This window comes from Nocardia sp. NPDC051030 (assembly GCF_040683015.1).
Taxonomy (GTDB): Bacteria; Actinomycetota; Actinomycetes; order Mycobacteriales; family Mycobacteriaceae; genus Nocardia.
On record NZ_JBFBCD010000008.1, the window covers coordinates 276703 to 303346 of the forward strand.

30 protein-coding genes are annotated in these 26644 nt (G+C 66.4%); 16 read left to right on the plus strand and 14 right to left on the minus strand.

Going from position 1 to position 26644, the window contains the following annotated elements; all coding sequences use genetic code 11:
* The first annotated feature begins 58 nt into the window (after window positions 1-58).
* From AB0N05_RS26790 to AB0N05_RS26810, 5 genes are all read left to right on the plus strand, one after another.
* The gene (locus AB0N05_RS26790) at window positions 59-265 is read left to right on the plus strand and encodes a hypothetical protein (RefSeq protein ID WP_364698638.1); all 207 of its coding nucleotides are present in this window, start codon (window positions 59-61) and stop codon (window positions 263-265) included.
* 120 nt (window positions 266-385) lie between these two features.
* Window positions 386-1258, plus strand: coding sequence for a tat pathway signal sequence (locus AB0N05_RS26795; protein ID WP_364699113.1), 873 nt, complete (start codon window positions 386-388; stop codon window positions 1256-1258).
* A gap of 217 nt (window positions 1259-1475) precedes the next feature.
* Complete coding sequence (locus AB0N05_RS26800) at window positions 1476-2909, plus strand: NAD(P)/FAD-dependent oxidoreductase (RefSeq protein WP_364698640.1); 1434 nt, start codon at window positions 1476-1478, stop codon at window positions 2907-2909.
* Window positions 2910-3020: 111 nt separating this feature from the next.
* Entirely contained in the window at window positions 3021-4001 is a 981-nt protein-coding gene (locus AB0N05_RS26805) for a hypothetical protein (protein ID WP_364698642.1), read from the plus strand.
* A 182-nt stretch (window positions 4002-4183) separates the two neighbouring features.
* The gene (locus AB0N05_RS26810) at window positions 4184-4963 is read left to right on the plus strand and encodes a hypothetical protein (RefSeq protein WP_364698644.1); all 780 of its coding nucleotides are present in this window, start codon (window positions 4184-4186) and stop codon (window positions 4961-4963) included.
* 219 nt (window positions 4964-5182) lie between these two features.
* Here the strand turns inward: AB0N05_RS26810 and AB0N05_RS26815 are convergent, their stop codons facing one another.
* On the minus strand, window positions 5183-5833 hold the full coding sequence (locus tag AB0N05_RS26815; protein WP_364698646.1) for an urease accessory protein UreD: 651 nt from the start codon (window positions 5831-5833) through the stop codon (window positions 5183-5185).
* An 8-nt stretch (window positions 5834-5841) separates the two neighbouring features.
* The gene (gene ureG, locus AB0N05_RS26820) at window positions 5842-6555 is read right to left on the minus strand and encodes an urease accessory protein UreG (protein ID WP_364698648.1); all 714 of its coding nucleotides are present in this window, start codon (window positions 6553-6555) and stop codon (window positions 5842-5844) included.
* Between the two features lie 198 nt (window positions 6556-6753).
* Between ureG and AB0N05_RS26825 the strand changes: the two genes are divergently transcribed.
* On the plus strand, window positions 6754-7941 hold the full coding sequence (locus AB0N05_RS26825; protein ID WP_364698650.1) for a glycosyltransferase 87 family protein: 1188 nt from the start codon (window positions 6754-6756) through the stop codon (window positions 7939-7941).
* Here AB0N05_RS26825 and AB0N05_RS26830 read toward each other — a convergent pair.
* Window positions 7856-8365, minus strand: coding sequence for a helix-turn-helix domain-containing protein (locus AB0N05_RS26830; RefSeq protein ID WP_364698652.1), 510 nt, complete (start codon window positions 8363-8365; stop codon window positions 7856-7858). The genes AB0N05_RS26825 and AB0N05_RS26830 overlap by 86 nt on opposite strands.
* A gap of 103 nt (window positions 8366-8468) precedes the next feature.
* Between AB0N05_RS26830 and AB0N05_RS26835 the strand changes: the two genes are divergently transcribed.
* Window positions 8469-8942 carry a hypothetical protein gene (locus AB0N05_RS26835; protein ID WP_364698654.1) on the plus strand — a complete coding sequence of 158 codons (474 nt, stop codon included), beginning with the start codon at window positions 8469-8471 and terminating at the stop codon, window positions 8940-8942.
* A 16-nt stretch (window positions 8943-8958) separates the two neighbouring features.
* Here AB0N05_RS26835 and AB0N05_RS26840 read toward each other — a convergent pair whose 3' ends face one another.
* Window positions 8959-9588: an urease accessory UreF family protein gene (locus tag AB0N05_RS26840; protein WP_364698656.1), complete on the minus strand. Its 630-nt coding sequence runs from the start codon at window positions 9586-9588 to the stop codon at window positions 8959-8961.
* A gap of 96 nt (window positions 9589-9684) precedes the next feature.
* Between AB0N05_RS26840 and AB0N05_RS26845 the strand changes: the two genes are divergently transcribed.
* Complete coding sequence (locus AB0N05_RS26845) at window positions 9685-10671, plus strand: zinc-binding dehydrogenase (RefSeq protein WP_364698658.1); 987 nt, start codon at window positions 9685-9687, stop codon at window positions 10669-10671.
* Between the two features lie 3 nt (window positions 10672-10674).
* Here the strand turns inward: AB0N05_RS26845 and AB0N05_RS26850 are convergent, their stop codons facing one another.
* Window positions 10675-11565, minus strand: coding sequence for an SDR family NAD(P)-dependent oxidoreductase (locus AB0N05_RS26850; RefSeq protein ID WP_364698660.1), 891 nt, complete (start codon window positions 11563-11565; stop codon window positions 10675-10677).
* 117 nt (window positions 11566-11682) lie between these two features.
* Between AB0N05_RS26850 and AB0N05_RS26855 the strand changes: the two genes are divergently transcribed.
* Window positions 11683-12486: a hypothetical protein gene (locus tag AB0N05_RS26855; protein ID WP_364698662.1), complete on the plus strand. Its 804-nt coding sequence runs from the start codon at window positions 11683-11685 to the stop codon at window positions 12484-12486.
* Between the two features lie 4 nt (window positions 12487-12490).
* Here AB0N05_RS26855 and AB0N05_RS26860 read toward each other — a convergent pair whose 3' ends face one another.
* Window positions 12491-13990: an MFS transporter gene (locus AB0N05_RS26860; protein WP_364698664.1), complete on the minus strand. Its 1500-nt coding sequence runs from the start codon at window positions 13988-13990 to the stop codon at window positions 12491-12493.
* Window positions 13991-14118: 128 nt separating this feature from the next.
* On the opposite strand from AB0N05_RS26860, the gene AB0N05_RS26865 reads away from it, so the two are divergent.
* Both AB0N05_RS26865 and AB0N05_RS26870 read left to right on the plus strand, forming a co-directional pair.
* Entirely contained in the window at window positions 14119-14790 is a 672-nt protein-coding gene (locus AB0N05_RS26865; protein ID WP_364698666.1) for a TetR family transcriptional regulator, read from the plus strand.
* 121 nt (window positions 14791-14911) lie between these two features.
* Window positions 14912-15688 carry a VOC family protein gene (locus AB0N05_RS26870; protein WP_364698668.1) on the plus strand — a complete coding sequence of 259 codons (777 nt, stop codon included), beginning with the start codon at window positions 14912-14914 and terminating at the stop codon, window positions 15686-15688.
* Window positions 15689-15695: 7 nt separating this feature from the next.
* Here the strand turns inward: AB0N05_RS26870 and AB0N05_RS26875 are convergent, their stop codons facing one another.
* Both AB0N05_RS26875 and AB0N05_RS26880 read right to left on the minus strand, forming a co-directional pair.
* Window positions 15696-16106 carry a YchJ family metal-binding protein gene (locus AB0N05_RS26875; RefSeq protein ID WP_364698670.1) on the minus strand — a complete coding sequence of 137 codons (411 nt, stop codon included), beginning with the start codon at window positions 16104-16106 and terminating at the stop codon, window positions 15696-15698.
* A gap of 30 nt (window positions 16107-16136) precedes the next feature.
* Window positions 16137-16547 (minus strand): nuclear transport factor 2 family protein, encoded by a 411-nt coding sequence (locus AB0N05_RS26880; RefSeq protein ID WP_364698672.1) that lies wholly within the window; start codon window positions 16545-16547, stop codon window positions 16137-16139.
* A gap of 65 nt (window positions 16548-16612) precedes the next feature.
* Here AB0N05_RS26880 and AB0N05_RS26885 point away from each other — a divergent pair, with 65 nt between their 5' ends.
* Complete coding sequence (locus AB0N05_RS26885) at window positions 16613-17221, plus strand: PadR family transcriptional regulator (protein ID WP_364698674.1); 609 nt, start codon at window positions 16613-16615, stop codon at window positions 17219-17221.
* Window positions 17222-17253: 32 nt separating this feature from the next.
* Window positions 17254-18948 carry an ankyrin repeat domain-containing protein gene (locus AB0N05_RS26890; protein WP_364698676.1) on the plus strand — a complete coding sequence of 565 codons (1695 nt, stop codon included), beginning with the start codon at window positions 17254-17256 and terminating at the stop codon, window positions 18946-18948.
* A gap of 103 nt (window positions 18949-19051) precedes the next feature.
* Here the strand turns inward: AB0N05_RS26890 and AB0N05_RS26895 are convergent, their stop codons facing one another.
* The 6 genes from AB0N05_RS26895 to AB0N05_RS26920 all read right to left on the minus strand — a co-directional run bounded on the left by AB0N05_RS26895 (window position 19052) and on the right by AB0N05_RS26920 (window position 23457).
* Window positions 19052-19723, minus strand: a complete 672-nt coding sequence (locus tag AB0N05_RS26895; RefSeq protein WP_364698678.1) for an O-methyltransferase — start codon at window positions 19721-19723, stop codon at window positions 19052-19054.
* Between the two features lie 84 nt (window positions 19724-19807).
* A complete protein-coding gene (locus AB0N05_RS26900) occupies window positions 19808-21529 on the minus strand; it encodes an urease subunit alpha (RefSeq protein WP_364698680.1) in 1722 nt (573 codons plus the stop codon).
* Entirely contained in the window at window positions 21529-21840 is a 312-nt protein-coding gene (locus AB0N05_RS26905; protein ID WP_364698682.1) for an urease subunit beta, read from the minus strand. The genes AB0N05_RS26900 and AB0N05_RS26905 overlap by 1 nt, the downstream gene beginning before the upstream one ends.
* A 5-nt stretch (window positions 21841-21845) precedes the next feature.
* On the minus strand, window positions 21846-22148 hold the full coding sequence (locus tag AB0N05_RS26910) for an urease subunit gamma (protein ID WP_364698684.1): 303 nt from the start codon (window positions 22146-22148) through the stop codon (window positions 21846-21848).
* 97 nt (window positions 22149-22245) lie between these two features.
* Complete coding sequence (locus tag AB0N05_RS26915) at window positions 22246-22689, minus strand: PaaI family thioesterase (protein WP_364698686.1); 444 nt, start codon at window positions 22687-22689, stop codon at window positions 22246-22248.
* 180 nt (window positions 22690-22869) lie between these two features.
* Window positions 22870-23457, minus strand: a complete 588-nt coding sequence (locus tag AB0N05_RS26920; protein ID WP_364698688.1) for a hypothetical protein — start codon at window positions 23455-23457, stop codon at window positions 22870-22872.
* Window positions 23458-23690: 233 nt separating this feature from the next.
* On the opposite strand from AB0N05_RS26920, the gene AB0N05_RS26925 reads away from it, so the two are divergent.
* Genes AB0N05_RS26925 through AB0N05_RS26935 form a run of 3 tightly spaced genes read left to right on the plus strand, consistent with a single transcriptional unit; the run spans window position 23691 to window position 26640 of the window.
* Entirely contained in the window at window positions 23691-24728 is a 1038-nt protein-coding gene (locus AB0N05_RS26925) for an iron ABC transporter permease (protein WP_364698690.1), read from the plus strand.
* Complete coding sequence (locus tag AB0N05_RS26930; protein WP_364698692.1) at window positions 24725-25801, plus strand: iron chelate uptake ABC transporter family permease subunit; 1077 nt, start codon at window positions 24725-24727, stop codon at window positions 25799-25801. Before AB0N05_RS26925 ends, AB0N05_RS26930 begins: the two co-directional genes overlap by 4 nt.
* Before the next feature lie 2 nt (window positions 25802-25803).
* Window positions 25804-26640: an ABC transporter ATP-binding protein gene (locus AB0N05_RS26935; RefSeq protein WP_364699115.1), complete on the plus strand. Its 837-nt coding sequence runs from the start codon at window positions 25804-25806 to the stop codon at window positions 26638-26640.
* Window positions 26641-26644 lie beyond the last annotated feature (4 nt).

The window sequence follows — 26644 nt, forward strand, 5'->3', positions numbered from 1 at the left end:
ATGCGACAGTGCCTTTCGGGGAGGTCGGTAGTTCGGTAGGAAAGGCTGGTCCGAGTTCATGTCTGCGTCGGTGATTCCCCTGGTACCCCGCACCGGGTTCACGGTCCGCCGGGTGGGAGACCGCTGGGAGCTCGTCAATTCGCGACACTACGGCCGCACCGTCGTCCTACATGCCTGGCCCAAGGATCGCCACACCGAGGCATTCGCGCACTGCTACCGCCTCAATGGGCGCACGCTCGAGGAACTCACCGCCGCATTCCGTTGAATGCCCGGGGCCTGCGAATCCGACTGCGACAGCGTCGATTCGATAACACACACGCCCACTGACCTCAAGACGTGCATATCGGTCATTGTGATGTCTATTGTTTCGGGCGTGCGTTCTCCGATGGCCCGGTCCTCCCGCGTGGCCGCTTCCGCTTGCGTTCTCGCCGCCGCTGCTCTGATTCCGGCCGCCCCGCTCCTTGTCCCCGTCGCCGGTGCGATCCCGGTGCACACTCAGGGCTGTCTGCCCGGTTTCGACTGCGATATGAGCAGTCGAATCACCGCGGTCGACAACTATCTGCGTACCCGCCCCGGTGTCACCGGTTATGTGATGCGCGACCGCGTCACCGGCGGCATTTATCGGAATGACAACGCGGACACCATGTTCTGGACCGCCTCCACCATCAAATTGGCGATCGCCGAGGATCTGCTGAACCGGGCCAGGGTCGGCGCGATCAACCTCGACGGCGGCGACCGCAACCTGCTCGAATCCATGTTGGCAACCTCCAACGACCATGCCGCGGACATCCTCTGGAACAAGTACGCGGGCATCGACCGGATGACCTACAACAACGCCTTCCGCGCCAATGGCATGACGAGCCTGGTCCCGCTGCCACCCACCGCCGCCATCGAGCAGATCAAGCTGTTCCCGGACTGGGGCTTCCAGCAGTGCACCCCGGCCGATCTGGACCGGCTCATGGACAATGTCCTGACCAGCATGCATCCGGACGACCGCGCCTACCTGGTGGACCGCATGCGCCGAGTCGACACCAATCAGCACTGGGGCGTCTGGGGCGCGGGCGCGGCCATGAACCCCGGTCTCAAGAACGGCTGGTCCGATGAGCAGGGCGGCTGGGTCGTCAACTCGGTCGGCTTCGCCGGTCCGGGCGAGCGCTACACCCTCGCCATCATGACCGAACAGGGTGATCAGGGCGGTTACGCCGACGGCTCCGAAACCACCACCCAGGTGGCCAAACTGCTCTTCGCGGGACGCTGACCAAGATCACGCACGACGGTGTGACGATAGGGGAGGATGCGACCTGCCAGCGTGACCACGGCATTCCTCCCTGAACAGCTGCCCATATTGTATTTTGGAAATGCTGTCGTGACGGCCACGTTTCCGATTGGTCCTGATTGGTCGTCTTGCCTCACGAGGTACTACCGTTGGGCGTGAAGTGTCGTGGTTTCACCGTCTGGCAGGAGCAGGAACTTAGATGAACGCCGATAAATCCGTCGAGCAGCGCCACCGCGTGGTCGTGATCGGGTCCGGTTTCGGTGGACTCTTCGCGTGCAAGCACCTGCGCAAGGCCGACGTCGACATCACCCTCGTCTCCAAGACCTCCACGCACCTGTTCCAGCCACTGCTCTACCAGGTGGCGACCGGCATCCTGTCCGTCGGCGAGATCGCGCCCGCCACCCGCATCGTACTGCGCAAGCAGAAGAACGTGCGGGTCATCATGGGCGAGGTCAATGACATCGACGTAGCGAACGGCACCGTCACCTCCCGCCTGCTCAACCAGGACACCGTCACCCCGTTCGACAGCGTCATCGTGGCGGCCGGTGCGCAGCAGTCCTACTTCGGCAACGACCACTTCGCCACCTACGCGCCGGGCATGAAGACCATCGACGACGCGCTCGAGCTACGCGCGCGCATTCTCGGCTCCTTCGAAGAGGCCGAACTGGCCACCGATGAGGAGACCCGCGAGCGGTTCATGACCTTCGTCGTGGTCGGCGCGGGCCCCACCGGCGTCGAATTGGCCGGGCAGATCGCCGAACTCGCCGACCGCACCCTGGACGGCACCTTCCGCAATATCGACACCCGCGACGCGCGCGTCATTCTCGTCGAGGGCGCGGGCGCGGTGCTCGCGCCGATGGGCCCCAAGCTCGGTGCCAAGGCGCACAAGCGGCTCGAGAAGATGGGCGTGGAGATTCAGCTCAACGCCATCGTCACCAATGTCGACGCGCGCGGCGTGACCGTGAAGGACAAGGACGGCTCCGAGCGCCGCATCGAATCCGCCTGCAAGGTGTGGTCGGCCGGCGTGCAGGCCAGCGAGCTCGGCAAGATCCTCGCCGACCACTCCAAGGGCACCGAGACCGACCGCGCCGGGCGCGTCGTGGTGGAGCCCGACCTCACCATCAAGGGCTACCCGAACGTCTTCGTGGTCGGCGACCTCATGTCGGTGCCGGGCGTGCCCGGACAGGCGCAGGGCGCGATCCAGGGCGGCACCTACGCGGCCAAGGCCATCAAGGCCGAGCTGGAGCACGGTCAGAAGCCGGAGGAGCGCAAGCCCTTCAAGTACTTCGACAAGGGCTCCATGGCCACCGTGTCGCGGTTCAACGCGGTGTGTCAGATTGGCAAGCTGGAGTTCAGCGGCTTCATCGCCTGGCTGGCCTGGCTGGCGCTGCACCTGTACTACCTGGTCGGTTTCCGCAGCCGGTTCGTCACCGTGCTGGAGTGGGCCACCTCCTTCCTCGGACGGCACCGCGGGCAGATGGCCGCCACCGAGCAGTGGGTCTTCGCGCGGCTCGCCCTGGAGGCGCTCGACGATCCGGACGAGGCGCGCGCCCTGCACAAACAGATCGGCGGCGAAACCCCCTCGGAGAACGGCAAATCCGTGGCGAACGCCAAGGCGGCCGAGTCCGCCTGAGACAGCGGGCTCACTCACCCTCACTTCGACCGGGCGATGATCCGACCAATCCGGCACACCAGCCGGATCCGAATGTTCGACATCTGTCGACATTCGTAAGGAAGGTCATCCATGGGCAAACGCCAACCGGTTGATCAGATTTCGCCGCTGCGCCGGCGCATTGGTTCCCTGGCCGTAGCGGGCGCACTGCCGCTGGCCGCCGCGCTGGTCAGCGCCGGAACCGCGGTGGCGGAACCGGTTACCGCCGAAGACACCCAACCCGCCTCGGTGGACAACCAGCCCACGGTGGAGGGCGCCCAGCCGGGCGTGGTCGTCGACTCACCGTTCGGCCAGATCGTCATACCGGTGCCGCCGACCATGACGGACGGGGTGAAGAACTACCTCGCCGCCACCGCGGCCGAGACCGACGCCGCCGCCGAAACCTCCGAAACCTCGGGGGCGGCCGACCCACTCGTCGACGCGGCCCCGACAGTCGTTCGGGTAGGCCGTAATTCGTCGACCGGCGTCCGGGACATCCCGAACGCGCCCTTGGCGGCGGTCGACGTGGACAGCCTGCACCAGCCCAATCCCATGCTGGTCCCCGATGTCGCGCCCATCGCGGCACCCGAGGGCAAGCTGCGCTTCGGCGACACCCAGGTCGATATTCCGGCCTGGCTCACCGCCGATCAGGCCGCCACGGTGAACGCCTTGGCCGCGGGCGCGGAGGCCGATCTGGCCCGCACGCTCGACTCGGCCGGGTTCGAGCCGAGCCGCTCGGATCGCATTGCCGCCACGACCGTCGGCACCGCGGCCGTCGGCGCGGCCGTGGGTGTCGGCGTGGCCGCACCGCTCGAGGTCGCCGGTGGGCTCATGGGCGGCTTCATCGGCGCGATGGCGGGCACGCCGTTCGCTCCGGCCGGGTGGGTCTTCGGCCCGGCGGTGGGCGCGACCGCCGCCGTCACCCTCATCGCGATTCCCGCCGCCACCATCGGCGGCGGCATCGGTGCGGTGGTCGGCGCGGTGAACGGCGTCATGGCTCCGGCCACGCCGGGCGCACCGGTCGAGGCGGCAACCTCGGTGGACGAGTCCATCGGTGCAGCAACGGCAGAGTGATTGCCGATTTGTCCGGGGCCGGAATTCCTGATCAGGGATTCCGGCCCTTTTGCATGAATCCTGGAGTGAGTGGCTATCTTTCAGCAAAAGGGATGTTCTTCGCGCATGCGATTTCGCACCAATCCAGTTGACCGACGGGTCCGAATGTCGGGCGTCGATATTCCCCGGAAGAAAGGTCCTGCATGGCCGCAGGTAAGCACCGAGCCCTCAACCCACATCGCAACAAGGTCGGCAATGTGGTTGCGGCGGGCGCCGTACCGCTAGTCTTGGCGATCGTCGGATCCGGCGCCGCCAATGCCGCACCCACACAGCCGAATGCTGTGGCGGCTCACGACGACGCACCCAAGGCGCAGTGGCCGGCAGCGGACTCACCGAATGTGAATCCGTACGAGGGCTTGCATATCCCCAGCGATACCCACAGCTCCATCCAGTGGTCGCGTTCGATCCCGGACAAGAGCTATCTGGCCCCGGTCGGCGTGCTGCACGCGCCGGTCTCGGTGCCCGCCGTGCCGCCGATCGCACCGCCGCCCGGCAAGTTCCGGTTCGGCGACGTACAGGTCGACGCACCGAACTGGATCGATAGTGAACAGGCGATCCAGATCAATGACAGTGCCGCTACATTCGAGGCGAATCTCGCAACCTTCCTCGATTCGATCGGCATGGAGCGCAGCCGTTCCGACCGCATTGCCGGACAAACCGTCGGCACCGCGGCCATGGGCGCATTGGCAGGGGCCTCCTCGGCCATGCCGTTCGCGGTCACCGGGGCAGCCGTCGGCGCGGCCGCAGGTTTGGTCGTCGGGCTCCCGCTCTTCCCGGTCGGCCTGGTGGCCGGTCCGGTGCTCGGCGCTGCGGCAGGAGCCGCCATGATCACCGTCCCCGCAGCCATGGCCGGTGCCGTGGTGGGTGGCGTGATCGGCGCGGTGAACAGCTTCAACGCACCGCCCCGCGTCGTCGGCGACTGATTTCGCCCGACGGCAGCACTTTTCACTTCAAGATTCACAGCACTACAAGATTCACAGCATCGCAATGTGTTTCACCGCAATTTGTTTCACAGCACTGCTCGGCACAGCAGTGACGCGCGCGGCGGGAACCGGGGGTGAGGTCCGGTTCCCGCCGTTTCGTGAATGTCTCAGGGCGAATGTCCCAGACGCGTAAGAAGTCTCAGCTCGACAGTGAAAATCTCAGACGCGCAGCATGGCCGCGGTACGCGTGAACAGCGCACCACCCGCCGCGAGCGGCAGCAGCGCCGCATCCATGCCGCCGGTGTCGGCCGGTCGATCATCCGGAAACGTCAGAATGCTTTCCAGCGCACGCGGACCCGCGAGCACATCATCGGTTACCGCGTCCGCGCCCAGATCCAGGCGATGCCGCAGCAGCGGCACATCACCGATATCGGCGTTCAGCTCACCGCTCCAGTAGCCGTGGTCCTCGCCGGTGCGCCCGATCTGCACCCGCTCCCGAAGCCGCAGGCGCGCACCCGCTTCCAGTCTGACCGTGGTGAGCGTCTCATGCTCCGCACCACCGGCCACGACGGTCGGCTCCGGATCGAAATCCAGCTCACCGCCCTCCGAGACCTCGAAACGCCAGTGCGCCACCGACTTCAGCGTCTCGCGCCCCGGCAGCGCAATGGTCGCCGCGACCGAGCGCACCAGCAGTCGTGCACCCCGGCCGACCGTCACGACGATATCCAGCACATCGCCGCCCAATGGTGTTGCGGCCGTGCCGATGAAATGCACCGTATCGACCCCGGTGCGCCGCGCCGCCAGGCCGCCGACCGCATGAATCTGCGGTAGCGTCCCGGCGGTCGCAGTGATCCGCAGCTCAGTACGCACCGAGAACCTCAGTGCGAGTGCGCAACGCCCGCTGCCGCATCATGTTCGGCGGCGATCCGCAGCTGCTCACGCACCCAATTCAGTACGGGAGTGGCGGCCGGATCCTCGGTCAGCGAGGTGAAGACGAACGGGCGGCCCTCGCGCACCTTGGACGAATCCCGGTCCATCACAGACAGATCCGCGCCGACCATGGGCGCGAGATCGGTCTTGTTGATCACCAGCAGATCCGACCAGGTGACGCCCGGCCCGCCCTTGCGCGGCACCTTGTCGCCACCGGCCACATCGACCACGAAGATCTGCGCGTCGATCAGGCCCGAGGAGAAGGTCGCGGTCAGATTGTCGCCGCCGGATTCGACCAGGATCAGATCCAGCGGCGGATTCGCCTCCACCAGATCGTCGATGGCATCCAGATTGGCGGTGATGTCATCCCGAATAGCGGTATGCGGGCATCCGCCGGTCTGCACCGCGGTGATCCGCTCATCCGCCAACACCGCGTGCCGCCTCAAAAAATCGGCATCCTCGGTGGTGTAGATGTCATTGGTCAGCACCGCCAGCGACAGCTCATCCCGCAGCTGCCGGCACAGCGCCGCCACCAGCGCGGTCTTCCCCGATCCGACCGGCCCGCCCACGCCGATCCGAAACGGCTCCCCCGCCGTCCGCTCCCGCTTGGGCCGATCATGACTGTGGTCGTGCGGTTCCCCGTCGATGAGGTGAGGTGGCATAAGTAATGTGCTCCTTTCCGTCCTTCATCCTGGCCGACCCGTGTAAACCCGGTGTTACCCACCCCGCTGTGGTGAGCGCCACCGCACAACTCGGGCCGAAGGCTATGCCCGATCACTGATAGTTAGCTAATGTAAGTGTTTGTGTCTGAGGGGCGAGCGTTGGAGGTTCCGCGCTCGCGCGCAACGATTTTCGTCTTGGTGACGAGCGCCATAGTGGCGGTGGTGTTGCTGTTCAGCACCGTTGACCCCTGGTTGGACAAGGCCGGGTTCCTGGTCGGCGGGCTCGACGCGCACGTGTACCGAGATGGGGCGTCGCGGATTCTGCATCATCGGCCGTTGTATACCGAGCCGACGATTCGCGAGCTGCTGTACACCTATACGCCGTTCTCGACGCTGGTCTTCATACCGAGCGTGCTGGTGCCGTGGTCCTACGTGACCGACGTCTGGCTCTTCGCGAATCTGCTGGTGCTGTTCACCTGCGTCCGACTGTCCTGGCGCATGCTCGGCTACCGGGCGAGTACGCGATTGAATGTGATCAGCGCACTGCTGGCACTCAGTTGTGTATTCCTCGAGCCAGTGCGAACGACGTTGTACTACGGGCAGATCAACCTCATGCTCATGTTGCTCGTGCTCTGGGATTTCTCGCGCAATGACGGAGATCGGTTGCGCGGCATCGGCGTCGGGATCGCCGCCGGAATCAAGCTCGTCCCTGGCTATTTCATCATCCAGTTCCTGGTGATGCGCCAATGGCGTTCCGCGACAACCGCGGTGCTGACCTTCCTGGGTTCGATCGCGGTCGCCTGGATTCTGCTTCCGACCGACTCGAATCAGTACTGGTTCTCGACCTTCACCGACTCCGACCGCATCGCCCCCGACACCCACCCGGCCAATCAATCCCTGCGCGGTGCCATCGCCCATCAGATGGGCCACACGCCTCCGACCTGGTTGTGGCTGCTCATTGCCGGTGCCGCGGCCGTCGCGGGTTCGCTGACCGCCAAGGTCCTCTACGACCGCGGCGAACGCCTGCTGGCCGCAACCCTCACCGGCCTCACCGCCTGCGCCATCTCCCCGTTTTCGTGGGGCCACCACTGGGTCTGGTTCGTCCCGCTGCTCGTCTACCTCGTTCACCGGGCCCTGACCCGGCCGCTCTGGTGGCTGATCGCGATCGCGCTGTCGGTCGGAGTCGCCGCCTGGAGCTACCACTGGAACGAGGAGTGGGTCTCGATCGGCCTGTTCCTGTACCCGCCCTGGTGGTCGATCGCACCGATCCTCATGAACGACTACGTCATCGTCTACGGCATCACGCTGATCGCCGCGGCGGCGACCCTGCTGCGCCACTCGGTAGCGCGCCGGGTCCCGGAACCGGATGCACGTCCCGGACGGTGAGCGGTCCATGCCCGTGCGCACACCGTAATTCCACGTGAACCGCACTCCCGCAGTCATTGTGCTCGACGGTGACCGCCGGTCCGGCCGGGTCGGCCAGGTAGGTATCACCCCACTGAAGTAGCGCGATCAATGCCGGAAACAGGTCGTGCCCCTTCGGTGTGAGTCGATACTCCTGCCGCGCACGCGAATTCGGCTCCTGATACGTCTCCCGATCGAGAATCCCATGCTCTACCAGCGTGCCCAGCCGATCGGTCAGCAGATTCCGCGCGATCCCCAGATTCGCCTGGATCTCACTGAATCGCCGTACCCCGTAGAACGCTTCGCGAAGCACCAGCATGGTCCACTTCTCCCCCACCACGGCCAGCGTTCGAGCCACCGAACAGTTGTCGGCACTGAATGCGCCCCGGTTCAAGTCCACGCTCATGCCAACCATCCTAAACCCTGGGTTGATTTTCGCTACCCAGCCCCGTACCGTCGGAATCCTGGGTTGCGAATCACAACCCAGAATCCCGAACCGGAGGCACACCATGCCGATGCTCGACGCATTCATCCCAGAAGGCGCACTGACAGAGGCCGCCGAAAAACAGCTCATCGCGACCCTGACCGACCTGCTCCTCGAACACGAAGGCGCGGACCCGAACAACCCCCGAGCCCGCTCCATCGCCTGGGTCTTCCTCCACCGCCCCGCCGCGGTCTTCGTCGCCGGAGCCCCGGCCGACCTCCCCCGCTACCGCATCGTCGCCTCGGTCCCCCAGGGCCAATTCGACCCCGAACGCCGCCAGGCGATCGTCGCCGCGGTCACGGAGGCGGTACTCGACGCGGAAGAAGGCCGCTATGAGCGCGACCCCAACCGAGTCTGGGTCTTCCCCACCGAAATCCCCGACGGCACCTGGGGCGGCGGCGGACGCATCGCCACCTTGGCCGACATCGTCACCCTCGTCACCGGCGACCCCGAGCGGAGCCGCACCTACGCCGAAAAACGCCTCGCCTCAGCGAAATAGCAGGTTCCCGGCGGCACTACGAAGCGAAGAGCGGCATGTCGCGGTCGACGTGCCGTTCCGCCAGGACGTCCTGTAGCGGATCGGACAGGGCCGCCAGGCCTTTCGTCGCCTGGCGAGCTGTGTGATCACAGACCTCGGCCAGCCGGATGGTGCAGGCGGCAATGGCTGCCGGGTCCAAGGCCAGCAGCCGCTGGGCGGCGGTGGCCGCACCGGTCATGGTGGTGTAGACGAGGACTCCGGCAATGTCCTCCGGAGCGGACCCCGAAGCCGCACCGACCACACCGAACACCGTCGAAAGGTGCGGCCGGTTCCCGAGCGAGGACCAATCCGCCTGCGGCCATACCTGTTTCGCGAGACGCAGCAGGCCGCGCCCCTGTGCGCGGGAGGCCGTGCGGGCCGCCGGGGACGGCGTACGGGCGTCGGCCTCGAGTTCTGCTCGGGCCGGATCGACGGTGCCCGCGCACACCGCCGCGGCCAGCGATGCCGCCACCAAGCCGGAGGTCCGGATACGTCGGCGCAAGTACAGCTCGACCGTGGGCACGTCTCGAAGGAGACCCGAGGTGACCGCTTCCTCTACGCCGCCGGAATGAACATGACCGCCGATAGGCAGCCTGGAATCGGCGAGGGTGAGGAGCGTGGCGAGCATTCGTTGATCGTAGGCGGCGCGGATTCGGCCACTTGACCTGAACCCCGGTCGAGGTTGCAGGGTGGGAATCGAGAGATCACACCCTGAGGAGTCACCGTGCACGCTGTTCGGCTTCATGCATTCGGGCCCGCCGAGAATCTGCGTTACGAGAGCGTCGCCGACCCCGTGCCGGGGCGGGGGCAGGTGCGGATCGCGGTCGCCTCGGCGGGAGTGCATCTCATCGATACCTCGATTCGGAGTGGGGAGGCGTATGGGCCGATTCCAGTACCGGAGCTGCCCACCATTCCCGGGCGAGAGGTGGCGGGGACGGTGGATCGGGTCGGACCCGAAGTGAGCGAAAGCTGGTTGGGCCGGTCCGTAGTGACGCATCTGGGGCAGGCGCCCGGCGGATACGCCGAACTGGCGGTGACCGAAGTGGAACGGCTGCAAGAGATTCCGGCCGGATTGGACTTCGATACCGCGGTCGCGATGATCGGCACCGGGCGAACCACCATGGGAATACTGCAATTCACCGAGATCGACGCCAATACCGTGGCCATCATCACCGCGGCCGGAGGCGGGATCGGAACGCTGCTGGTGCAATATCTGAAGAATGCGGGAGCCACCGTCATCGGGCTGGCCGGCGGGCCGGAGAAGACGGACCTCGTCGCGGGCAATGGCGCCGACCTCGCGGTCGATTACCTGCGGCCGGATTGGCCCGACCGGGTTCGGGACACATACGGAGATCGCCCCGCCACCGTGCTCTTCGATGGCGTCGGCGGTGAAACTGCCCGCACGGCCGTCGATCTACTCGCCAAGGGTGGACAGTGGGTGGTTTTCGGCTGGGCCAGTGGGCCGGTGGACATCACCCCGGAGGAACTCGGCGAGCGCGGCATCACTTCGCAGAATGTGCTGGGCCCGAAGATGCTCGAGCGCGCCGGCGGTATTCGCGCCCTGGAGGATCGCGCGCTCGCCGAGGCCGCCTCGGGCCGACTGCGCCCGGCCATCCATCGCTTCCCGCTCGCACAGGCCGCGGCAGCTCATCATGCGCTCGAAAACCGTGGCACCACAGGAAAAGTCGTGCTCGCCCCGGACACGCATTGACGGTCAGCGGCGGAAGCCACGCTCCATGAAACGCTGGGCCGCGCCCCGGGTCAGATCGGTCCAGGCCTGCACCGGGCCGGTCCACCACGGCGAGATCTCGCGCGGCCGCGAGACCACCGCATGGCAGACCAGGTCGGCCGCCTCCTCCGCGGTGAGTCCGGGGATATTGCTGAAATCCGTGGGCGCGCTCATGCGGGTGTGCACCAGCGGCATATAGATCGAGGTGGTGGTGAGGCCGTCGGCGGCGATCTCGGTCGCCACGGTCCGCAACCAGGTGTCGAAGGCCGCCTTCGAGGCACCGTAGGCCGACCAGCGCGGTGCGGGCGGCATGCGCAATCCCCAGGTGGAGATGTTCACGATGTGCCCGCGTCGCTGTTCGCGCATACCGGGGAGCAGGGTGAGCAGCAGCCGCACCGGGCCGAGGTAATTGATATCGATGGTGCGGGTGAAATCGTGGAAGCGGTCATAGGAGTCGTCGATCGAACGCCGAATCGACTTGCCCGCATTATTGATCACCACATCCACATGCCCGTGCTCGGAGAGCAATGCGCGGCCCAATTCCTCCACGGCGGCCATGTCGGTGAGATCGGCCTGATAGACGTGCGCCGTCCCGCCCGCCTCGCGAATCTCCCCGGCCACCTGTTCGAGATCCTCCACGGTCCGCGCCACCAGCAGCACGATGCCCCCGGCCGCGGCCAGTTTCTTGGCCGCCTGTTTGCCGATGCCGTGTGAGGCCCCGGTCACCAGCACCACGCGCCCGGCCACCGCCTCCCGCAGGGCGCGCTCGCTCGGCCGGGAGGTCGGATAGAAAAGCCTGGTCGCCACGCGTTCGGCGAAGGGCCGCCCGCTCGACTCGCCCGAATTCGTTCCATTGGCCCCGGAATTCTCACCCACGATTCGACTGTATCGGGCAAAACCGGCCGACAGGGCGGCTGAGTGGAAATACCCAGGGCGGTCGGCACTTTCATTCGACAGAATTGGGAGGCGAACCCGGGGGAAGGATTTCAATTCATGGCGATACAGACGCCGGAACAATCGGCACGAACGCCTGAAGAACGCACGCCGGAGCGCGTCACGATCGCGGGCTGGCTCGCCCGAGCCATCGCGGTACTGGTGTTCATTCCACTGCGGCTGCTGTGGGAGGTCTGCAAGCTCACCGTTCGCGTCACGATCAACGTTCTCGGCTATATTTTCGACAATCTTCTGAAGCCGGTCGCCGAACTGGCTTGGCACTGGATCGCCCGTCCCGCATGGGCTTTGGTGAAGGATTACCTCTGGGGCCTGCTCATCCAGCAGCTGCTGTGGGGCATGGTTCTCACTCCGCTGGGCGCATTTCTGCTGGACTTCTTCCTACGCCCGCTGAAGCGCGCGGTAGAGGAATGGTTGTGGCGGCGAATGCTGCATCCCGCACTGGTCTGGCTGTTCCGCCGAGTGCTCGAGCCGGTCGGCAAGTGGATCATGCGCTGGATTCTGGCACCCGTCGGCAAGGCGATCGCGCTGACGCTGCTGTTCCTCGCCGAATGGCTGCTCATCCGCCCGCTGTACGTCGTGTTCCGCTGGATCATCTGGCCGATCCTGTGTGTACTCGGCGCAGCGCTGTACTTCGGTTGGAAGGTGGCCACCGCCGTGGTCGGCGTCCTGGTGGTGGCCCCCTGCCGATTCTTCTATCGGACTGTCCTACACCCGATTCTGAAGGTGTTCGCCGCGAGCTGGCAGGCCGTGGTGGCCCGCCCGATCCGCTGGATCTACCTGAAGGTAGTCATGCCGATGAACAAGGCCGCCGCCGACATCGTGACCACCCTCTTCGGTCACTGACCGATCAGTGCACCCGATCGGCCTCGGCGGCATCGGCTTTCGCCGCCGGACCGGTCTTCACCACCGCGGCGACCACCGCCATGATCGCCAGCAATACCGCACCCGCGGTGATCGCCACATGCATGCCGTCCACGAACGCCGAGCGCGCGGAATCGATCAGCGCCGAATCCCCACCGGCCTTGACGATGGTCTCGCCCAGCGTCGCCGAGAAGTCCCCGCCCGACCGGAACACCAGCGCCGCAAGCGAACCCAGCAGCGCCAGCCCCAGCCCATTGCCGAGCTCGAAGCTGGTCTCGGAAATACCGACCGCGGAACCGGCCCGCTCCGCCGGCACCGAGGACACCGCGACCTCCGACACCAGCGTGAACACCATGCCGAAGCCCGCGCCCGAGACCACGGATCCGGCCACATACCAGCCGATTCCGCCGTCCACACCCACGCCGAGCATCATGAGCAGGCCGATCGAGGCCAGGGTCAGCGCCAGCACGAAGGTGGCCTTGGTACCCAGCCGCCGCCCGATCCGCGCGCCGCCGATGGAGCAGACGAACACCATGATGGCCATCGGAATGCCCAGCAGCGCCGCCTGCAAGGCGTCACGTCCGGTCACCGACTGCAAGTACGTACTGGTCAAATAGCTCATCCCGGCCAGCGCCAGCATGCCGATGGTGCTCGAGCCGATGGCGACCGAGAACAGTCCCCGCTTGAACAGGCTCAGATCCAGCAGCGGCTCGTCCAGATGCGTCTGCCGCCGAATGAAGACGACCAACGCCAGCACACCGATCACCGCGATCCCGATGACCGGCAGGTCGAAGCCTTCGGCCGCGAAGTGCTTGATGGCGTACACGATCGGCAGAATGCCGCCGATCGACAGCCCCACGCTGATCAGATCCAGTCGTCCGAGCGCGGTCGCCCGATGCTCCGGCAGCAGCAGCGGCCCGAAGGCCAGCAATACCAGCAGCACCGGCGTATTGATCAGGAATACCGAACCCCACCAGAAGTGGTGCAGCAGAACGCCGCCGATGATCGGCCCGACCGCCGACCCGCCCGCGAAGAACGCGGTCCAGATGGCAATGGCGCTCGCGCGCGCCCGTGCCTCGGGGAACATGGTCGAGATGAGCGCCAGGCTGGACGGCAGCAGTGTCGCGCCGCCGACGCCCATGAGCGCACGCGCCGCGATCAGCACCGCGGCATTGGGTGCGAAAGCGGCCAGCACGGAAGCGATTCCGAAGACGGTCGCGCCCGCGAGGAGAATATTGCGACGGCCGATCCGGTCGCCCAGGTTGCCCATGGTGATGAGCAGTCCGGCGATCATGAAGCCGTAGATGTCGAGAATCCAGAGCTGTTGTGCCGCGGACGGATCCAGGTGCTCGGTGAGCGTGGGCATGGCCAGATAGAGCACGGACATGTCCATCGACACGAGCAGCACCGGGAGCAGCAGCACAGCCAGGCCGAGCCACGCGCGGCGCGGGGTTTTCGCGGCGGAGCGCGCGAGGGTGCTGGTCATCGCCTATCCTTCGGGCTGGTTTCGGGCTTGCACGGCTGAGGATGTTCAAAGAGATTGCGCGTACGGCGTACGCACGATCAGGAGTACAGTGTACGCATATTCGTGCGCGAAAGGGAAGAATTCATCCGATGACAGAGGCGAAGCTCACCCGCGCGGCCATTGTGGATACCGCCATCGCCCTCGCCGACGAGCAAGGACTCGATGCGCTCTCCATGCGTCGCATCGCCGACCGCATGGGCGCGGGAGCCATGTCTCTGTACCGGCACGTGCCCAATAAGGACTCACTGCTGGCCGCCATGACCGACGAGGTCTCTCGGCGCAATACCTACCCGGACCCCGCAGGCAAGAACTGGACCTGGCGCGATCGCGCCCGCATCGCCGCCGAAGTGGATTGGCAGCTGTACCAGGAACATCCGTGGGTGCTGTTCACCTTCGCCGTGCCGCGCTACAACTTCGGCGAGCACAGTCTGATCGTATTGAGCTGGCTGGTCGAGGGATTCACCGAACTCGGGGTGGACACCCGCGAAGCAACCCTCATGTCACTGTCGGTATGGAGCTACATCTCGGGCGTAGCGCTCCAGCAGGTGAGCGCCCGGCTGCTACCCAAGGAGGACCCCGAAACCGAGGAGATCTCCGGACTCAGAGCGCTCCTGCGAGGAACGCCGGCCTTCCCGACACCACCGGCGCTCGCCGGCCTGGAAGGCATCGGCGGAGCCGACCTGCTCGACCCGGCACTCCTGCTCGAAACGGGGCTGACCGCACTCTGCGACGGCTTCGAGGTCCGCGCCCGGCGGGGCTGAATCCCGGTTCTCTCCCCGCACCGATTAATCCGCCCGGCTCGCATCGTCTGCACCATTGCACGGGCCGCGATCCGGCGTGACCGCGCGCGTGCGCTCTAGTCCCGAACGACGAGGAGATGACATGACTGCTTTCATTCCGGGCGCACCCTGCTGGTTCGACGTCACCACACCCGATATCCCCGCCGCCGCCGAGTTCTACTGCGCCCTGTTCGGCTGGACTGCCGAAGACCAGGGTGCCGAAGCCGGGCACTACACCATGCTGCGGCAGGACGGTGCGCAGGTCGCGGGCATCGTGTCCGCCGCAACCCCGGATGGCGGTCAGAAGCCGTCGATCTGGCTGCCGTATTTCACGGTCGCCGATGCCAAGGCCACCGCCACGGCCGCCGTCGACGCGGGCGCGACCGTCTACATCGAACCGACGGATGTGTTCGGCCGCTTGGAGTTCGCCATCCTCGCCGACCCGGACGGCGCGGCTTACGGCATCACGCACCCGATCACCGACCCCGGCTCCGAACGGATCGGCCAGCCCGGCAATCCGATCTGGATCGAATACACCACCCCGCGCAATCCCGCCGACGCCATGGCCCACTACGCCGAGGTCTTCGACTGGGACGTCCGCAATGCCGCCTGGGAAACCGCCACCGAGAACCCCTACCAGGCGCTCTCCCTCCCCGGCCGCGGGGAGTTCGGCGGCTCACACATCGCCGCCCCCGGCGAACCGGCACCCAAGTGGAGCGTCACGATTCACGCGCACGACAGCGACGCCATCGCCGCCCGCGCGGTGGAACTCGGCGGCTCGATCGTGTCCGCGCCCCAAGACTTTCCCGGCCCCTCACGGGTGGGTGTGATCGCCGACCCGTTCGGTGCGACCCTCGGCCTCATGGCATTCCCGCACTGAGCGGGCCTCAGCCCCCGATCACTCCGCTCGAATACACCCACGCGCCGTCGACGCGGCGGAACCGGCTGTCCTCATGCAGTACGCCCGCCGCACCCTCGGCCCGATAGTGCGCCCGGAACTCCACGGTCCCTTCGGTATTGAACGGGCTCCCGCCGGTGGTCCCGAGAATCTCCAGCCGATCCCACCGCATGGCCGGATCGAAATCGACCTCGGCGGGCCGAGTCTCGGGATCCCAGCTGCGCAGCAGATACGCCTCGTCCCGCACCGCGAAAGCGCTGTACCGCGACCGCATCAACTGCTCCGCGGTCGTGGCCTGCGCTTCACCGCGGTGCAGCCGCCCGCAGCAGTCCACATACTGCGCGGGCAGCCCACACGGGCAATCCTTGGGAATCGGACGAGAATTCCGGCGCTTCGACATGCGCCCATTCTCTGCTGTCGCGGCTACCGCTCAGCCCTCCGGGTAGTAACTCCGCCCGATCAGCCCGCCGGACGCCGACCACACCTCCACGATCTTTCCGTCCTTCGTACGGAGAATGTCCGTGCCGCTCACATTCACCGGCGCGCCATCGGCTCCCGTGAATCGAGCCCCGTACGGTCGCGCCACCAACCCCGTCAACGTGTCGTCCATTTCGATGACCGGTGTGCCCTGCACCGTGAACTCCAAGCCCGGCACCAACTTTCGATGATTCTCGATCTTCGCGGCAAAGGCCTGCGGATCATGAATGTGGTCGTAGGCGTCGGCCCCCGGCTGCGCGTACCGCAGCGTGAATTCCGGAGCCATGATCTCCTCGGCCAACTCCAGCTCGCCATTCCAAAAGGCGGTCCAACGGTTGAACAGTTCGATGCCGAACTCGCGCATCTGCACTCCTAGATAGTCTCAGTGATACCGTCTCGCTGGAACTAAACTATAGTCTCACTGATACGGTGTCAACCCCTGGAATCGAAAGGCAGTGCGCCATGCCCGATCTCGGCCCCCAAGACCAGATAGTGCTGGGCCTGATCGCCCGCCACGGCCCCCTCACCCCGTACGAACTCAAAGCCAAAATCGAAGACAGCGTCGACTACTTCTGGCCCATTCCCCACGCCCAGCTCTACCGAGTCCCCCCACGCCTGGCCGACCAGGGCCTCCTCCACGAAGAAACCGAAGACTCCGGCCGCCGCCGCCGCATCTTCCACCTCACCGAGGCAGGCCGAGAAGCCCTCACCCACTGGCTCGCCGACCCTTCCTCCCCACCCCCCGAAACCCGAGACCCCGCCCAACTGAAACTCTTCTTCGCCGACCTAGGCGACCCGAAAGACGTTGTAGCCCTGGCCCGAACCCAGGCAACCGAACACCGCCGCTGGCTCGACCTCTACCGCAAACTCCACGCCGAAATAGACCCCACCGACCCCACCCAAGCGACCTCCCGAGCCCGAATCCTCAGCCTCGGAATCAAGCACGAACAGGCCTATGTCGACTACTGGGAAGATCTGGCCGCCAACCCTGAACCCCGCCCCAGTAAAGGAATTGGCAGGTCACACCGGTGCCGGTAGGTTGCCGATCACAGCTCGGGTCAGGGGGAACAGTGCGCGAGAATCACCCGATCATTCAGGCCGCAGAGGCCGGGGATCTGGAGCAGGTGACCGAAATGCTGGACGCGGCACCGGAGTTGGTGAATGTCCGGGGTTGGATGAACATCACCCCGCTGATCGCGGCCACCTGGCGAGCCGATTCCGCACCGCTGGTGCGGGAGCTGCTCGAACGCGGTGCCGACCCGCTCGCGCACCGGGACACTGGCGACAATGCTCTGCATTGGGCGGCGAGCGGTGCGGTGGCGGAGCTGCTGGCAGCCGCCGCCGGGAGCGCCGGATTGACGGCACTGTATCTCGAGAAGACGCCGCTGCATGTCGCGCTGAGCACGAATCGCGCCGACGTGGTGCACGCCTTCCTCGCCGCGGGCGCTGATCTCACGACACTCGACCGGCACGGACGAGCCCCTCTCGATATGGCCGCGACCGCGCCCATCGCCCGCATGCTCATCGAAGCGGGCGCGGCACCGCAGACCAAGGCGCGCAGAACGCCGCTGCATCTCGCGGCGGAGTGCGTGGCCGCCGATGCGGACTGGGTTGCGGTCTCCGCACTACTACTCGATCGCGGCGCGGATCCCGCGCTCCGTGACGAATTCGGTGCCCTGCCTTCCGATCTGCTCCGCGAACGCGGTGCCATGGGTCAGCCCGGCGCACGGGAGTTGCACGATCGAATGCTCGGCATGGTTCGAGCACGGGGACGTTCGGTACACCTCGATGCCGCGGAGGTCGCCGTCGCCTCGCAGACGCGGGTCGCCGCGCATCCGGAGCGACCGGAGGCCTTGACCTCCCTGTTCGCCGGTACCGTGCTAGTGCGGTGGCGGCTGGAGCCGGTGGCCGAGCCGATCGAGGTCATCCGAATCAGCAGGCGTACCACGATGAACGGGCCGTATGGTGCTTCCGCCGCGTCCGAAATCGCCTTCGCCGACCGTGGTTCGGTCCAGCTGCGCAGGTGGGCGGCTCCACGGAGATTCCGGGAGGTCTCCCCCGCGCTGCTGCCCGATCGCATGTACGCCAATCCGGCGCTCTCACCCGACGGCCGCTTTCTGGCGGCCCCCTCGTGCGAGCAGGTGCATCTGATCGATCTGGAGCGTGGCGAGATCGTCTGCAAGCCATACGGATTCGGCGACTGGAGCGTCGAGCCGCGATTCTCCCCGGACGGAAAGCTGCTCGCCGTGGGCAATTCCATGCAGGGCAGCTGGTGGCTCACCGTAATGGACGTCGCCGACGACGGGACGCTCAGCGAACGCTACGAACTCGAGGACGATCTCCCGACCGCCAGGACCAGCGAGATCATCTCGGATCTGGCGTTCACACCGGACGGAACCCAATTCGCGACCTGGGTTCGGCCCGACTACGGCCGCGGCCGAGCAAATGGATACCGCGGACTGGTCGCGACCACGTGGACACACACCGGCGATCCGGCCTGGCACCTACTCGTCGACGACGAAATCACAGGCGCCCCCGGCCAACCCACCTCGGCGTCACTGTGTTTCACACCGGACGGAGCCTGGCTGGCGATCGGCCTGGACTCGGGCGTGCTCTGGCTCGATGCCGAAACCGGCACAGTCGCAGGCCGCGACAACACTGTGGGTGCGGTGAACGACCTGGCCGCCCACCACACCCACGGCATGCTCGCCGCGACCACGACCGGGCTGCGGCACGTCGAACCGCCAACCCGCACCGACAGTTAATCCGGTGCGGCGCAGCGCCTAGACCACTGAGGGAGCTCTAGTGGAGGGAAATCACTCCGATTCCCACCATCAGAGCTCCCTCAGCCCTCGAGATTGCTTTTGGTCAGTCGTCGTCGCCTAGGACTACTGCATAGGCGAGGCCGTCCCAGCCTTTGGAGCCGACCGTTTGAAGGACGGTGCCGTCCAGGCGGGGTTCGGCGGCGATCAATTCGATGACGTCGCGGCTGGCGCGGGCCGCCGGATCGGTGGTGGCGGCGTCGGAGATCGCGCCGTTGCGGACGACATTGTCGACGATGATGACCGAACCGGGGCGGGTCAGGCGCAGGGCCCACTGCACGTAGTTCGAGTTGTTGACCTTGTCAGCGTCGATGAACACCAGGTCGAATGGCTCGGGGTTCTCCTCCGCGAGGACGGGGAGGGTGTCCAGGGCTGCGCCTACGCGGATTTCGACGCGGTCGCCCACTCCGGCTCGGTCCAGGTTGGTGCGGGCCACTTCGGCGTGTTTCGGCTCGTATTCGAGGGTGACGACCTGGCCGGATTTGCCGACGGCGCGGGCCAGCCAGGCGGTGCTGTAGCCGCCGAGGGTGCCGATTTCGAGGGCTCGGCGGGCTCGGGTGGACTTGGCTATGAGGTAGAGGAATTTGCCTTGCGGCGGGGAGACGTCGATGGCGGGGAGGCCGGCGGCCGCATTTGCTTGCAACGTTGCCGAATCGTCCTCCCCTACCAGCGTATTGACGAGGTAGTGATCCACTTCAGCCCAGTCGGATTTCGTCATATCCGAAGTCTGCCACCACGTGCAATGCGCGCCCAGCATTGCGCTCGGCACGAGGGATTTCCCACACGGTGGCCGGTAAGGACCTCAGAAGAGGAAGTAGCGCTGTGCCATTGGGAGTTCGGTGGCGGGTTCCTCGGCCCAGACCTCGCCGTCGATGCGGACGGTGAAGGTGTCCGGGTCCACCTCGATGCGGGGCATGGCCTCATTGCGGGGCATATCGGCCTTGGTGCGTTTGCGGACATTGGCGACCGGGACCAGCTTCCGGTTCACGCGCAGGCGATTCGCCAGGCCGTCCTCGATGGCCGCTTCCGACACGAAGTGCAGGGATGAACCCGCCGCCACGATCGGCGAGGCACCGAACATGGGGCGCGGCAGGACCGGCTGCGGGGTGGGGATCGAGGCATTGGCGTCACCCATTGCGGCCCAGGCGATCATGCCGCCCTTGAGGACCGCGTGTGGGCGGACACCGAAGAAGGCGGGCTCCCACAGGACCAGGTCGGCGAGCTTGCCGACCTCGATGGAACCGATCTCGTGGTCGAGGCCGTGGGCGACGGCGGGGCAGATCGTGTACTTGGCGACGTAGCGCTGGACCCGATTGTTGTCGGCGGCACCGTCACCGGGGAGCGCGCCGCGGCGGCGCTTCATGACGTGCGCGGTCTGCCAGGTGCGCATGACGACCTCGCCGATGCGGCCCATGGCCTGGGAGTCGCTGCCGATCATGGAGATCGCGCCCATATCGTGCAGGAGATCCTCTGCGGCAATGGTCGAGGGGCGAATCCGGCTCTCCGCGAAGGCCAGATCCTCGGGGATGGACGGGCTCAGGTGATGGCACACCATGAGCATGTCGAGGTGTTCGTCGAGGGTGTTGACGGTGTGCGGCCTGGTCGGGTTGGTGGAGCTCGGCAGCACATTGAGATGCGAAGCGACCGTGATGATGTCAGGCGCGTGGCCGCCGCCCGCGCCCTCGGTGTGATACGAGTGAATGGCCCGCCCGCGAATGGCCGCGAGGGTGTCCTCGACGAATCCGGCCTCGTTCAACGTGTCCGAGTGCAATGCCACCTGCACGCCCGACGCATCCGCGACGGTGAGACACGCGTCGATGGCCGCCGGGGTGGTACCCCAGTCCTCATGCAGCTTGAAACCGGCTGCGCCGCCGCGCAATTGCTCCCACATGGCCTCGGGACGCACCGTATTGCCCTTACCGAGCAGCACGATGTTCACCGGCCAGGAATCGGTCGCCTCCAACATGCGGCCCAGATGCCACGAGCCCGGCGTGACCGTGGTCGCCTTGGAACCCTCGGCCGGTCCGGTACCGCCACCGACGAGCGTGGTGATGCCGCCGCCCATGGCCTCGTCGAGCAGCTGCGGGCAGATGAAATGCACATGGCAGTCGATGGCACCGGCGGTGACGATCCGCCCATTACCGGCGATGATCTCCGTCGAGGCCCCGACCACCAGATCCGGATGCACCCCGGTCATGGTGTCGGGATTACCGGCCTTGCCGATGGCGCAGATCCGGCCGTCTCGAATACCGATGTCGGCCTTGATGATTCCCCAGTGATCCACAATCACCACACCGGTGATGACGGTATCCGGAGTCCCCTCGGCGCGAGTCGCACGCGACTGGCCCATGGACTCACGCAGCACCTTGCCGCCGCCGAATACGGCTTCGTCACCGGCGAGTCCCGGTCCGCCACTGCGGTCTTCGGTGATCTCGATCAGCAGATCGGTGTCCGCCAACCGAATTCGGTCACCGGTCGTCGGCCCGAAGAGCTCGGCATAACGGGCGCGGGAGAGTTCGGCCATCAGGCATCCAGCTTTCCGGGAGGAGTGAGGCTGATTCCATGCACTTCACGTGTGCCGCCCAGCGGTACCAGCGAAACCCGCTGCCCCAGACCGGGTTCGAATCGCACCGCGGTGCCCGCGGGGATATCGAGGCGACGCCCATGCGCGGCCTCGCGATCGAAGCGCAGCGCCGAATTGGCCTGCGGGAAATGCACATGACTGCCGACCTGAACCGGCCGGTCACCGGTGTTCACCACATCGACCTCGATGCGGTCGGCACCGGAATTCAGCTCGATAGTGCCTTCGGCACAGAGGTATTCGCCAGGAATCATCGACCTCAACCGATCGGGTGGTGGACGGTGACGAGCTTGGTGCCGTCCGGGAAGGTGGCCTCCACCTGGACGTCATGAATCATCTCCGGCACGCCCTCCATGACGTCGTCACGCGTGAGCACCGTGCGCCCGGAAGCCATGAGCTCCGCGACGGTCCGCCCGTCGCGCGCCCCCTCCAGCACGTGATCCACGATCAGCGCGATCGACTCCGGATGATTCAACTTCAATCCGCGGGCCTGCCGCCGCCGGGCCAATTCGGCCGCGTAACTCAGCAGCAGGCGTTCCTGCTCGTGCGGCGACAGTCGCATTTCAGGCTCCTCGTCGAGGGTGGGCAGGGTCGTCGGTTATTTGACACGACCCCTGTTACCTGGATGTTTCGCGATATCAGCCCTGCGCGTTCGTGACTCAGCCCTGCGCGTACATGTTCTGCAACCGCACCTGACCGCGCGCCACGGTCCGATCCTGCTCATCGGTGATCACCACGACCCACAGCTGCTGCGAGCGCCCGCGATGCACCGGCTCGGCCACTCCGCGCAGCACGCCCTCGCGCACGGCCCGCAGGAAGTCGGTGTTGTTGTTGACACCCACCACGGTGCCCTTCTCGCCCAGCCAAGCACTGCCCGCCACGCTGGCGAGGGTCTCGATGACGGTGCAGTACACGCCGCCGTTCACGATCCCGGCGGGCTGATGCAGCTGCGGCGTGACCACCCATTCCGCCGACACGCGGTCACCGGTGAGTTCGGTGAACTTCACGCCGATGAGATCAGAGAAGGTGCCCTCGCTGAATTTGGTCATGAGCTCGGGCGTCACGTCGGCCATGGACTTGATCGAGGAGAAATCGTCGGTCATGCGATCACATTGGCACAGGCCCGGAAAACGAAGGCGGCGGGCTCCCCTGGAAAGGGGAACCCGCCGCGGCAGTGGACCGGGGGTCTCCGGCAGCCCTCCGTGACTCTCACTCGGTCCCCAACGCCGATTCCGAGTGTAGGTCAGGCTTACCTAACAAATCAAGTCCTTCGAGGACTCGACTCAGAATCGAACCGGCCTACGGACCGGCAGTCCGCGATCCTCCAGCGCCGCCAGCATGGCCTGTCCACGACGCGCACCCTCGACCGACGAGGTGTTGGCCAGCGCCGGAACGTAAGTCGCCGCACCCACAATGGATTCCGCGACCAGCGACCAGAATCGCCGCACCCCCAACCCGGCACAGCGCAGCATGGCCTCCTGGATCAGCGTCAGCGCGGGTTCGCAGCGATGCGCCAGCCAGACGTACATGGCGGGCTCGCACGGCAGCGTCACCACACCGGCCTCGGATCCCAACCGGTCGCCATCGACCACGCGAATCGTGGTGTCCGCCAGCCCGGCCCAGTCGATGCCGCCGTCATTGTCGGTGTGGATCCAGAGGTTCTCCAGGCCCGGATCCCAGGCCCGCCCCTCCGACACCACCATGGCCATGACCCGGCCCACGACCGCATGGATCAGCGCGGTGGCCACCACCTCGGCGGCGATATCGGCATTGCTCATCTCGGCGGCGTGCCGCCGGTACATGACCTCGATGCGACCCTCGCGTATCCCGTCGGCCAGCCGCCACCAGCGACGTTTCCCCTGTTCAGCCATGGGCGCGACGGCGTAGACACGCGGGTGCTCGGGTTGCAGGTTGCGCAGCCGCGCACAAGCGCGGTTGAAGGCGATCCTCACTGGGCCCTTTTCAAGACCACGAGGCAGGCAAACGGTTACGGGTTCGGGCACTCGAATCTCCTCAATCATCGACATTTCCGGCCGAAACGAAAGATAGGTTAGGCTTACCAGACTAAATTGAGCAATGAATGCGTCAGGAGTAGTTCGTCACCGTGCCCGCCGTAGTCACCACCAGACGGCGACGTCTGTCCGGACTTCTTCTGTTGGGCGTTCTGCTGCTCGTCGCAGTGGCCGCCAGCATCGCTCTCGGATCACGCGCTTTGTCCCCGCAGACGGTGTACGAAGCACTCACCTGTCCGGGCGGATTGCCGCTCACCTGCCCCGCCGACGGATCGGCCGCGCAGATCGTGCGCGAATTGCGGCTGCCCCGAACCGGACTCGCCCTCATCACTGGACTCGCGCTCGGCATGGCGGGTGCACTCATTCAGGGCTATACCCGGAATCCGCTGGCTGACGCGGGATTGCTCGGCATCAATGCGGGCGCGGCCTTCTTGGCGGCGCTGAGCATTCATCTGCTCGCGCTGACCTCACCCACGCAATACATCTGGTTCGCCTTCGCGGGCGCGCTGCTCGCGGGTGTGGTGGTTTTCGGGGTGTCCTCGCTGGGCGGCGGCAAGGCCAGTCCGTTATCGCTGGTCCTCGCGGGCGCGGCCGTCACCGCATTTCTCCAGGCCATGACCAATGTCGTGGTGCTGATGGACGGCACCGCTCTCAATACCTACCGGTATTGGGTGGTCGGCGATGTGGCCGGGCACGACTCCTCGGTCTTTCGCCAGGTGCTGCCCTTCCTGATCGTCGGCGCGGTCCTGGCGCTCGCGGCCACCCCCGGCCTCAATCTGCTCAGCCTCGGCGATGATGTGGCTCGCGGCCTCGGCGTGAACCTGGCCCGCAGCCGCACCCTCGGGCTGCTCGCCGTGGTTCTGCTCGCGGGCGCGGCCACCGCCGCCGTCGGACCCATCGCCTTCCTCGGCTTGATCGTCCCCCACCTGGCCCGATCCATTACCGGCCCCGACTATCGCTGGCTGGTCCCCTATTCCGGATTGCTCGGAGCCCTGGTCCTTTTGATCGCCGACACCGTGGGACGGCTCATCGCCCGGCCCGGCGAACTCCAAGCCGGATTCACCCTGGCCGCCCTCGGCGCGCCCTTCTTCATCCTCCTGGTCCGCCGCCGAAAGCTGGTCAGCCTGTGAGCCTTACGACTGTCCGCCCGGCCGTACGCGTCGGCGGCTTCTCGGCGGTGCTGCGAATCAGCGCGCTGCTCACGGTGATTGGGCTCGTCGCCCTCCTGCTCGGATTGTTCGCGCTGGATATCGCGATGGGCGAGTTCCGGATTCCGCTCGGGCGAGTGCTGGATGTGCTCGGCGGCGGGGGAACTCGTGCACAGCGGTTCGTGATCATGGATTCGCGGCTGCCACGGGCGCTGACCGCGGTGGTGGTCGGCGCGGCCCTGGGATTGGCGGGCGCGGTGACCCAATCGATCCTGCACAACCCCCTGGCCAGCCCCGACATTCTCGGAATCACTTCCGGTGCCAGTGTCGGTGCCGTCGCCGTACTGGTGGGAGTCGGCGGCGCGAGCACCGGTGTGGCTGCGGCACTGGGAGTTTCCTTCGCCGCGCTGGCGGGCGGGCTGTTGACCGCGGTCCTCATCTATGTCCTGGCCTGGGGACGAACCGCCACCGGCGACAGCGGCGTCATGGGATTTCGCCTGGTACTCATCGGAATCGGCGTGAATGCGGCGCTGCTGTCGGTGGTGAGCTGGCTGCTCACCCGCGCCACCCTGACCGATGCGGCGCATGCGCAGCAGTGGCTGACCGGCTCGCTGAACACCGCCGACTGGTCCACCCTGGTTCCGGCCACCATCGGCCTAGTCATCGCCCTGGCGGTCACCGCCGGATCCGCCCGCACCCTCGCGACCTTGCGCTTCGGCACCGATACCACCCGCGTGCTGGGCGTCCGAATCCAAACGCAGCAGGCGATTCTCATCGGCGCGGCCGTGGTCTGCGCCGCGCTGGCGACCGCCGCGGTCGGGCCGCTCGGGTTCGTCGGCCTGGCCGCGCCGCAGATCGCGCGCCGCCTGCTGCGCACGCCCGGTGAGCCGATCATCGCCTCCGCGCTGGTCGGCGCCATCGCCGTGGTGGGCGCGGACTTGATCGCGCGCACCGTCTTTCCCCTCTCCGTGCCGGTCGGTGTGGTGACCGCCGCGGTCGGTGGACCGTTCCTGCTCTTTCTGCTCGTTCGCACCAACCGGAAGGCGACACTGTGACCATCTCTGCGGACCATCAGGTTTCGGCGGCGCATCGGCTGGGCGCGGAGGACATCACGCTGGGTTACGGCGATCGGGTGATCGTGGACGGTCTCTCGGTGGATATCCAGCCCGGCGTGATCACGACGGTCATCGGGCCGAACGGGTGCGGCAAGTCGACGCTGCTGCGGTCCCTGGGCCGCCTGCTGCGCCCGAAGAACGGCCGAGTCGTGCTGGACGGCAAGGCCATATCCACCATGAAGACCAAGGACATCGCGCGCATTGTCGGCATGCTGCCACAGACTCCGGTCGCTCCCGAAGGTCTCACCGTGGCGGATCTCGTTGCGCGCGGACGTCATCCGCATCAGTCCTGGCTGCGGCAGTGGTCCGCCGATGACGAGACCGAAGTGGCCGCCGCGCTGGAACAGACCGGCATCGCCGATCTGGCCGGACGCACCCTCGACGAACTCTCCGGCGGCCAGCGCCAGCGCGCCTGGATCTCCATGGCCCTCGCCCAGGGCACCGACATCCTGCTCCTGGACGAGCCGACCACCTATCTGGATCTGGCCCACTCCCTCGAGGTCCTCGACCTGGTCGATCGCCTGCACGACGATTACGGCCGCACGGTCGTCATGGTCCTGCACGATCTGAATCTGGCCATCCGCTACAGCGATCAGCTCATCGTCATGTGCGCGGGACGGATCATCGCGCAGGGCGAGCCCGCCGACATTGTCACAGCCGATCTTTTGCGGGAAGTTTTCGGCCTCCGCGCCGAAGTTCTGGAGGATCCGGTGTCCGGTCGGCCCATGATCGTGCCCATCGGCACCCGCCATATTCGTGACGCACACGCCGAGCTATGACCAA

Excerpts from the sequence above, each read along its gene's own strand:
- AB0N05_RS26790 (WP_364698638.1), top strand. The coding sequence starts at position 59 with ATGTCTGCGTCGGTGATTCCCCTGGTACCCCGCACCGGGTTCACGGTC.
- AB0N05_RS26795 (WP_364699113.1), top strand. The coding sequence starts at position 386 with ATGGCCCGGTCCTCCCGCGTGGCCGCTTCCGCTTGCGTTCTCGCCGCC.
- AB0N05_RS26800 (WP_364698640.1), top strand. The coding sequence starts at position 1,476 with ATGAACGCCGATAAATCCGTCGAGCAGCGCCACCGCGTGGTCGTGATC.
- AB0N05_RS26805 (WP_364698642.1), top strand. The coding sequence starts at position 3,021 with ATGGGCAAACGCCAACCGGTTGATCAGATTTCGCCGCTGCGCCGGCGC.
- AB0N05_RS26810 (WP_364698644.1), top strand. The coding sequence starts at position 4,184 with ATGGCCGCAGGTAAGCACCGAGCCCTCAACCCACATCGCAACAAGGTC.
- ureG (WP_364698648.1), bottom strand. The coding sequence starts at position 6,555 with ATGCCACCTCACCTCATCGACGGGGAACCGCACGACCACAGTCATGAT.
- AB0N05_RS26830 (WP_364698652.1), bottom strand. The coding sequence starts at position 8,365 with ATGAGCGTGGACTTGAACCGGGGCGCATTCAGTGCCGACAACTGTTCG.
- AB0N05_RS26835 (WP_364698654.1), top strand. The coding sequence starts at position 8,469 with ATGCCGATGCTCGACGCATTCATCCCAGAAGGCGCACTGACAGAGGCC.
- AB0N05_RS26840 (WP_364698656.1), bottom strand. The coding sequence starts at position 9,588 with ATGCTCGCCACGCTCCTCACCCTCGCCGATTCCAGGCTGCCTATCGGC.
- AB0N05_RS26855 (WP_364698662.1), top strand. The coding sequence starts at position 11,683 with ATGGCGATACAGACGCCGGAACAATCGGCACGAACGCCTGAAGAACGC.
- AB0N05_RS26860 (WP_364698664.1), bottom strand. The coding sequence starts at position 13,990 with ATGACCAGCACCCTCGCGCGCTCCGCCGCGAAAACCCCGCGCCGCGCG.
- AB0N05_RS26865 (WP_364698666.1), top strand. The coding sequence starts at position 14,119 with ATGACAGAGGCGAAGCTCACCCGCGCGGCCATTGTGGATACCGCCATC.
- AB0N05_RS26870 (WP_364698668.1), top strand. The coding sequence starts at position 14,912 with ATGACTGCTTTCATTCCGGGCGCACCCTGCTGGTTCGACGTCACCACA.
- AB0N05_RS26875 (WP_364698670.1), bottom strand. The coding sequence starts at position 16,106 with ATGTCGAAGCGCCGGAATTCTCGTCCGATTCCCAAGGATTGCCCGTGT.
- AB0N05_RS26880 (WP_364698672.1), bottom strand. The coding sequence starts at position 16,547 with ATGCGCGAGTTCGGCATCGAACTGTTCAACCGTTGGACCGCCTTTTGG.
- AB0N05_RS26895 (WP_364698678.1), bottom strand. The coding sequence starts at position 19,723 with ATGACGAAATCCGACTGGGCTGAAGTGGATCACTACCTCGTCAATACG.
- AB0N05_RS26900 (WP_364698680.1), bottom strand. The coding sequence starts at position 21,529 with ATGGCCGAACTCTCCCGCGCCCGTTATGCCGAGCTCTTCGGGCCGACG.
- AB0N05_RS26905 (WP_364698682.1), bottom strand. The coding sequence starts at position 21,840 with ATGATTCCTGGCGAATACCTCTGTGCCGAAGGCACTATCGAGCTGAAT.
- AB0N05_RS26910 (WP_364698684.1), bottom strand. The coding sequence starts at position 22,148 with ATGCGACTGTCGCCGCACGAGCAGGAACGCCTGCTGCTGAGTTACGCG.
- AB0N05_RS26915 (WP_364698686.1), bottom strand. The coding sequence starts at position 22,689 with ATGACCGACGATTTCTCCTCGATCAAGTCCATGGCCGACGTGACGCCC.
- AB0N05_RS26920 (WP_364698688.1), bottom strand. The coding sequence starts at position 23,457 with ATGGCTGAACAGGGGAAACGTCGCTGGTGGCGGCTGGCCGACGGGATA.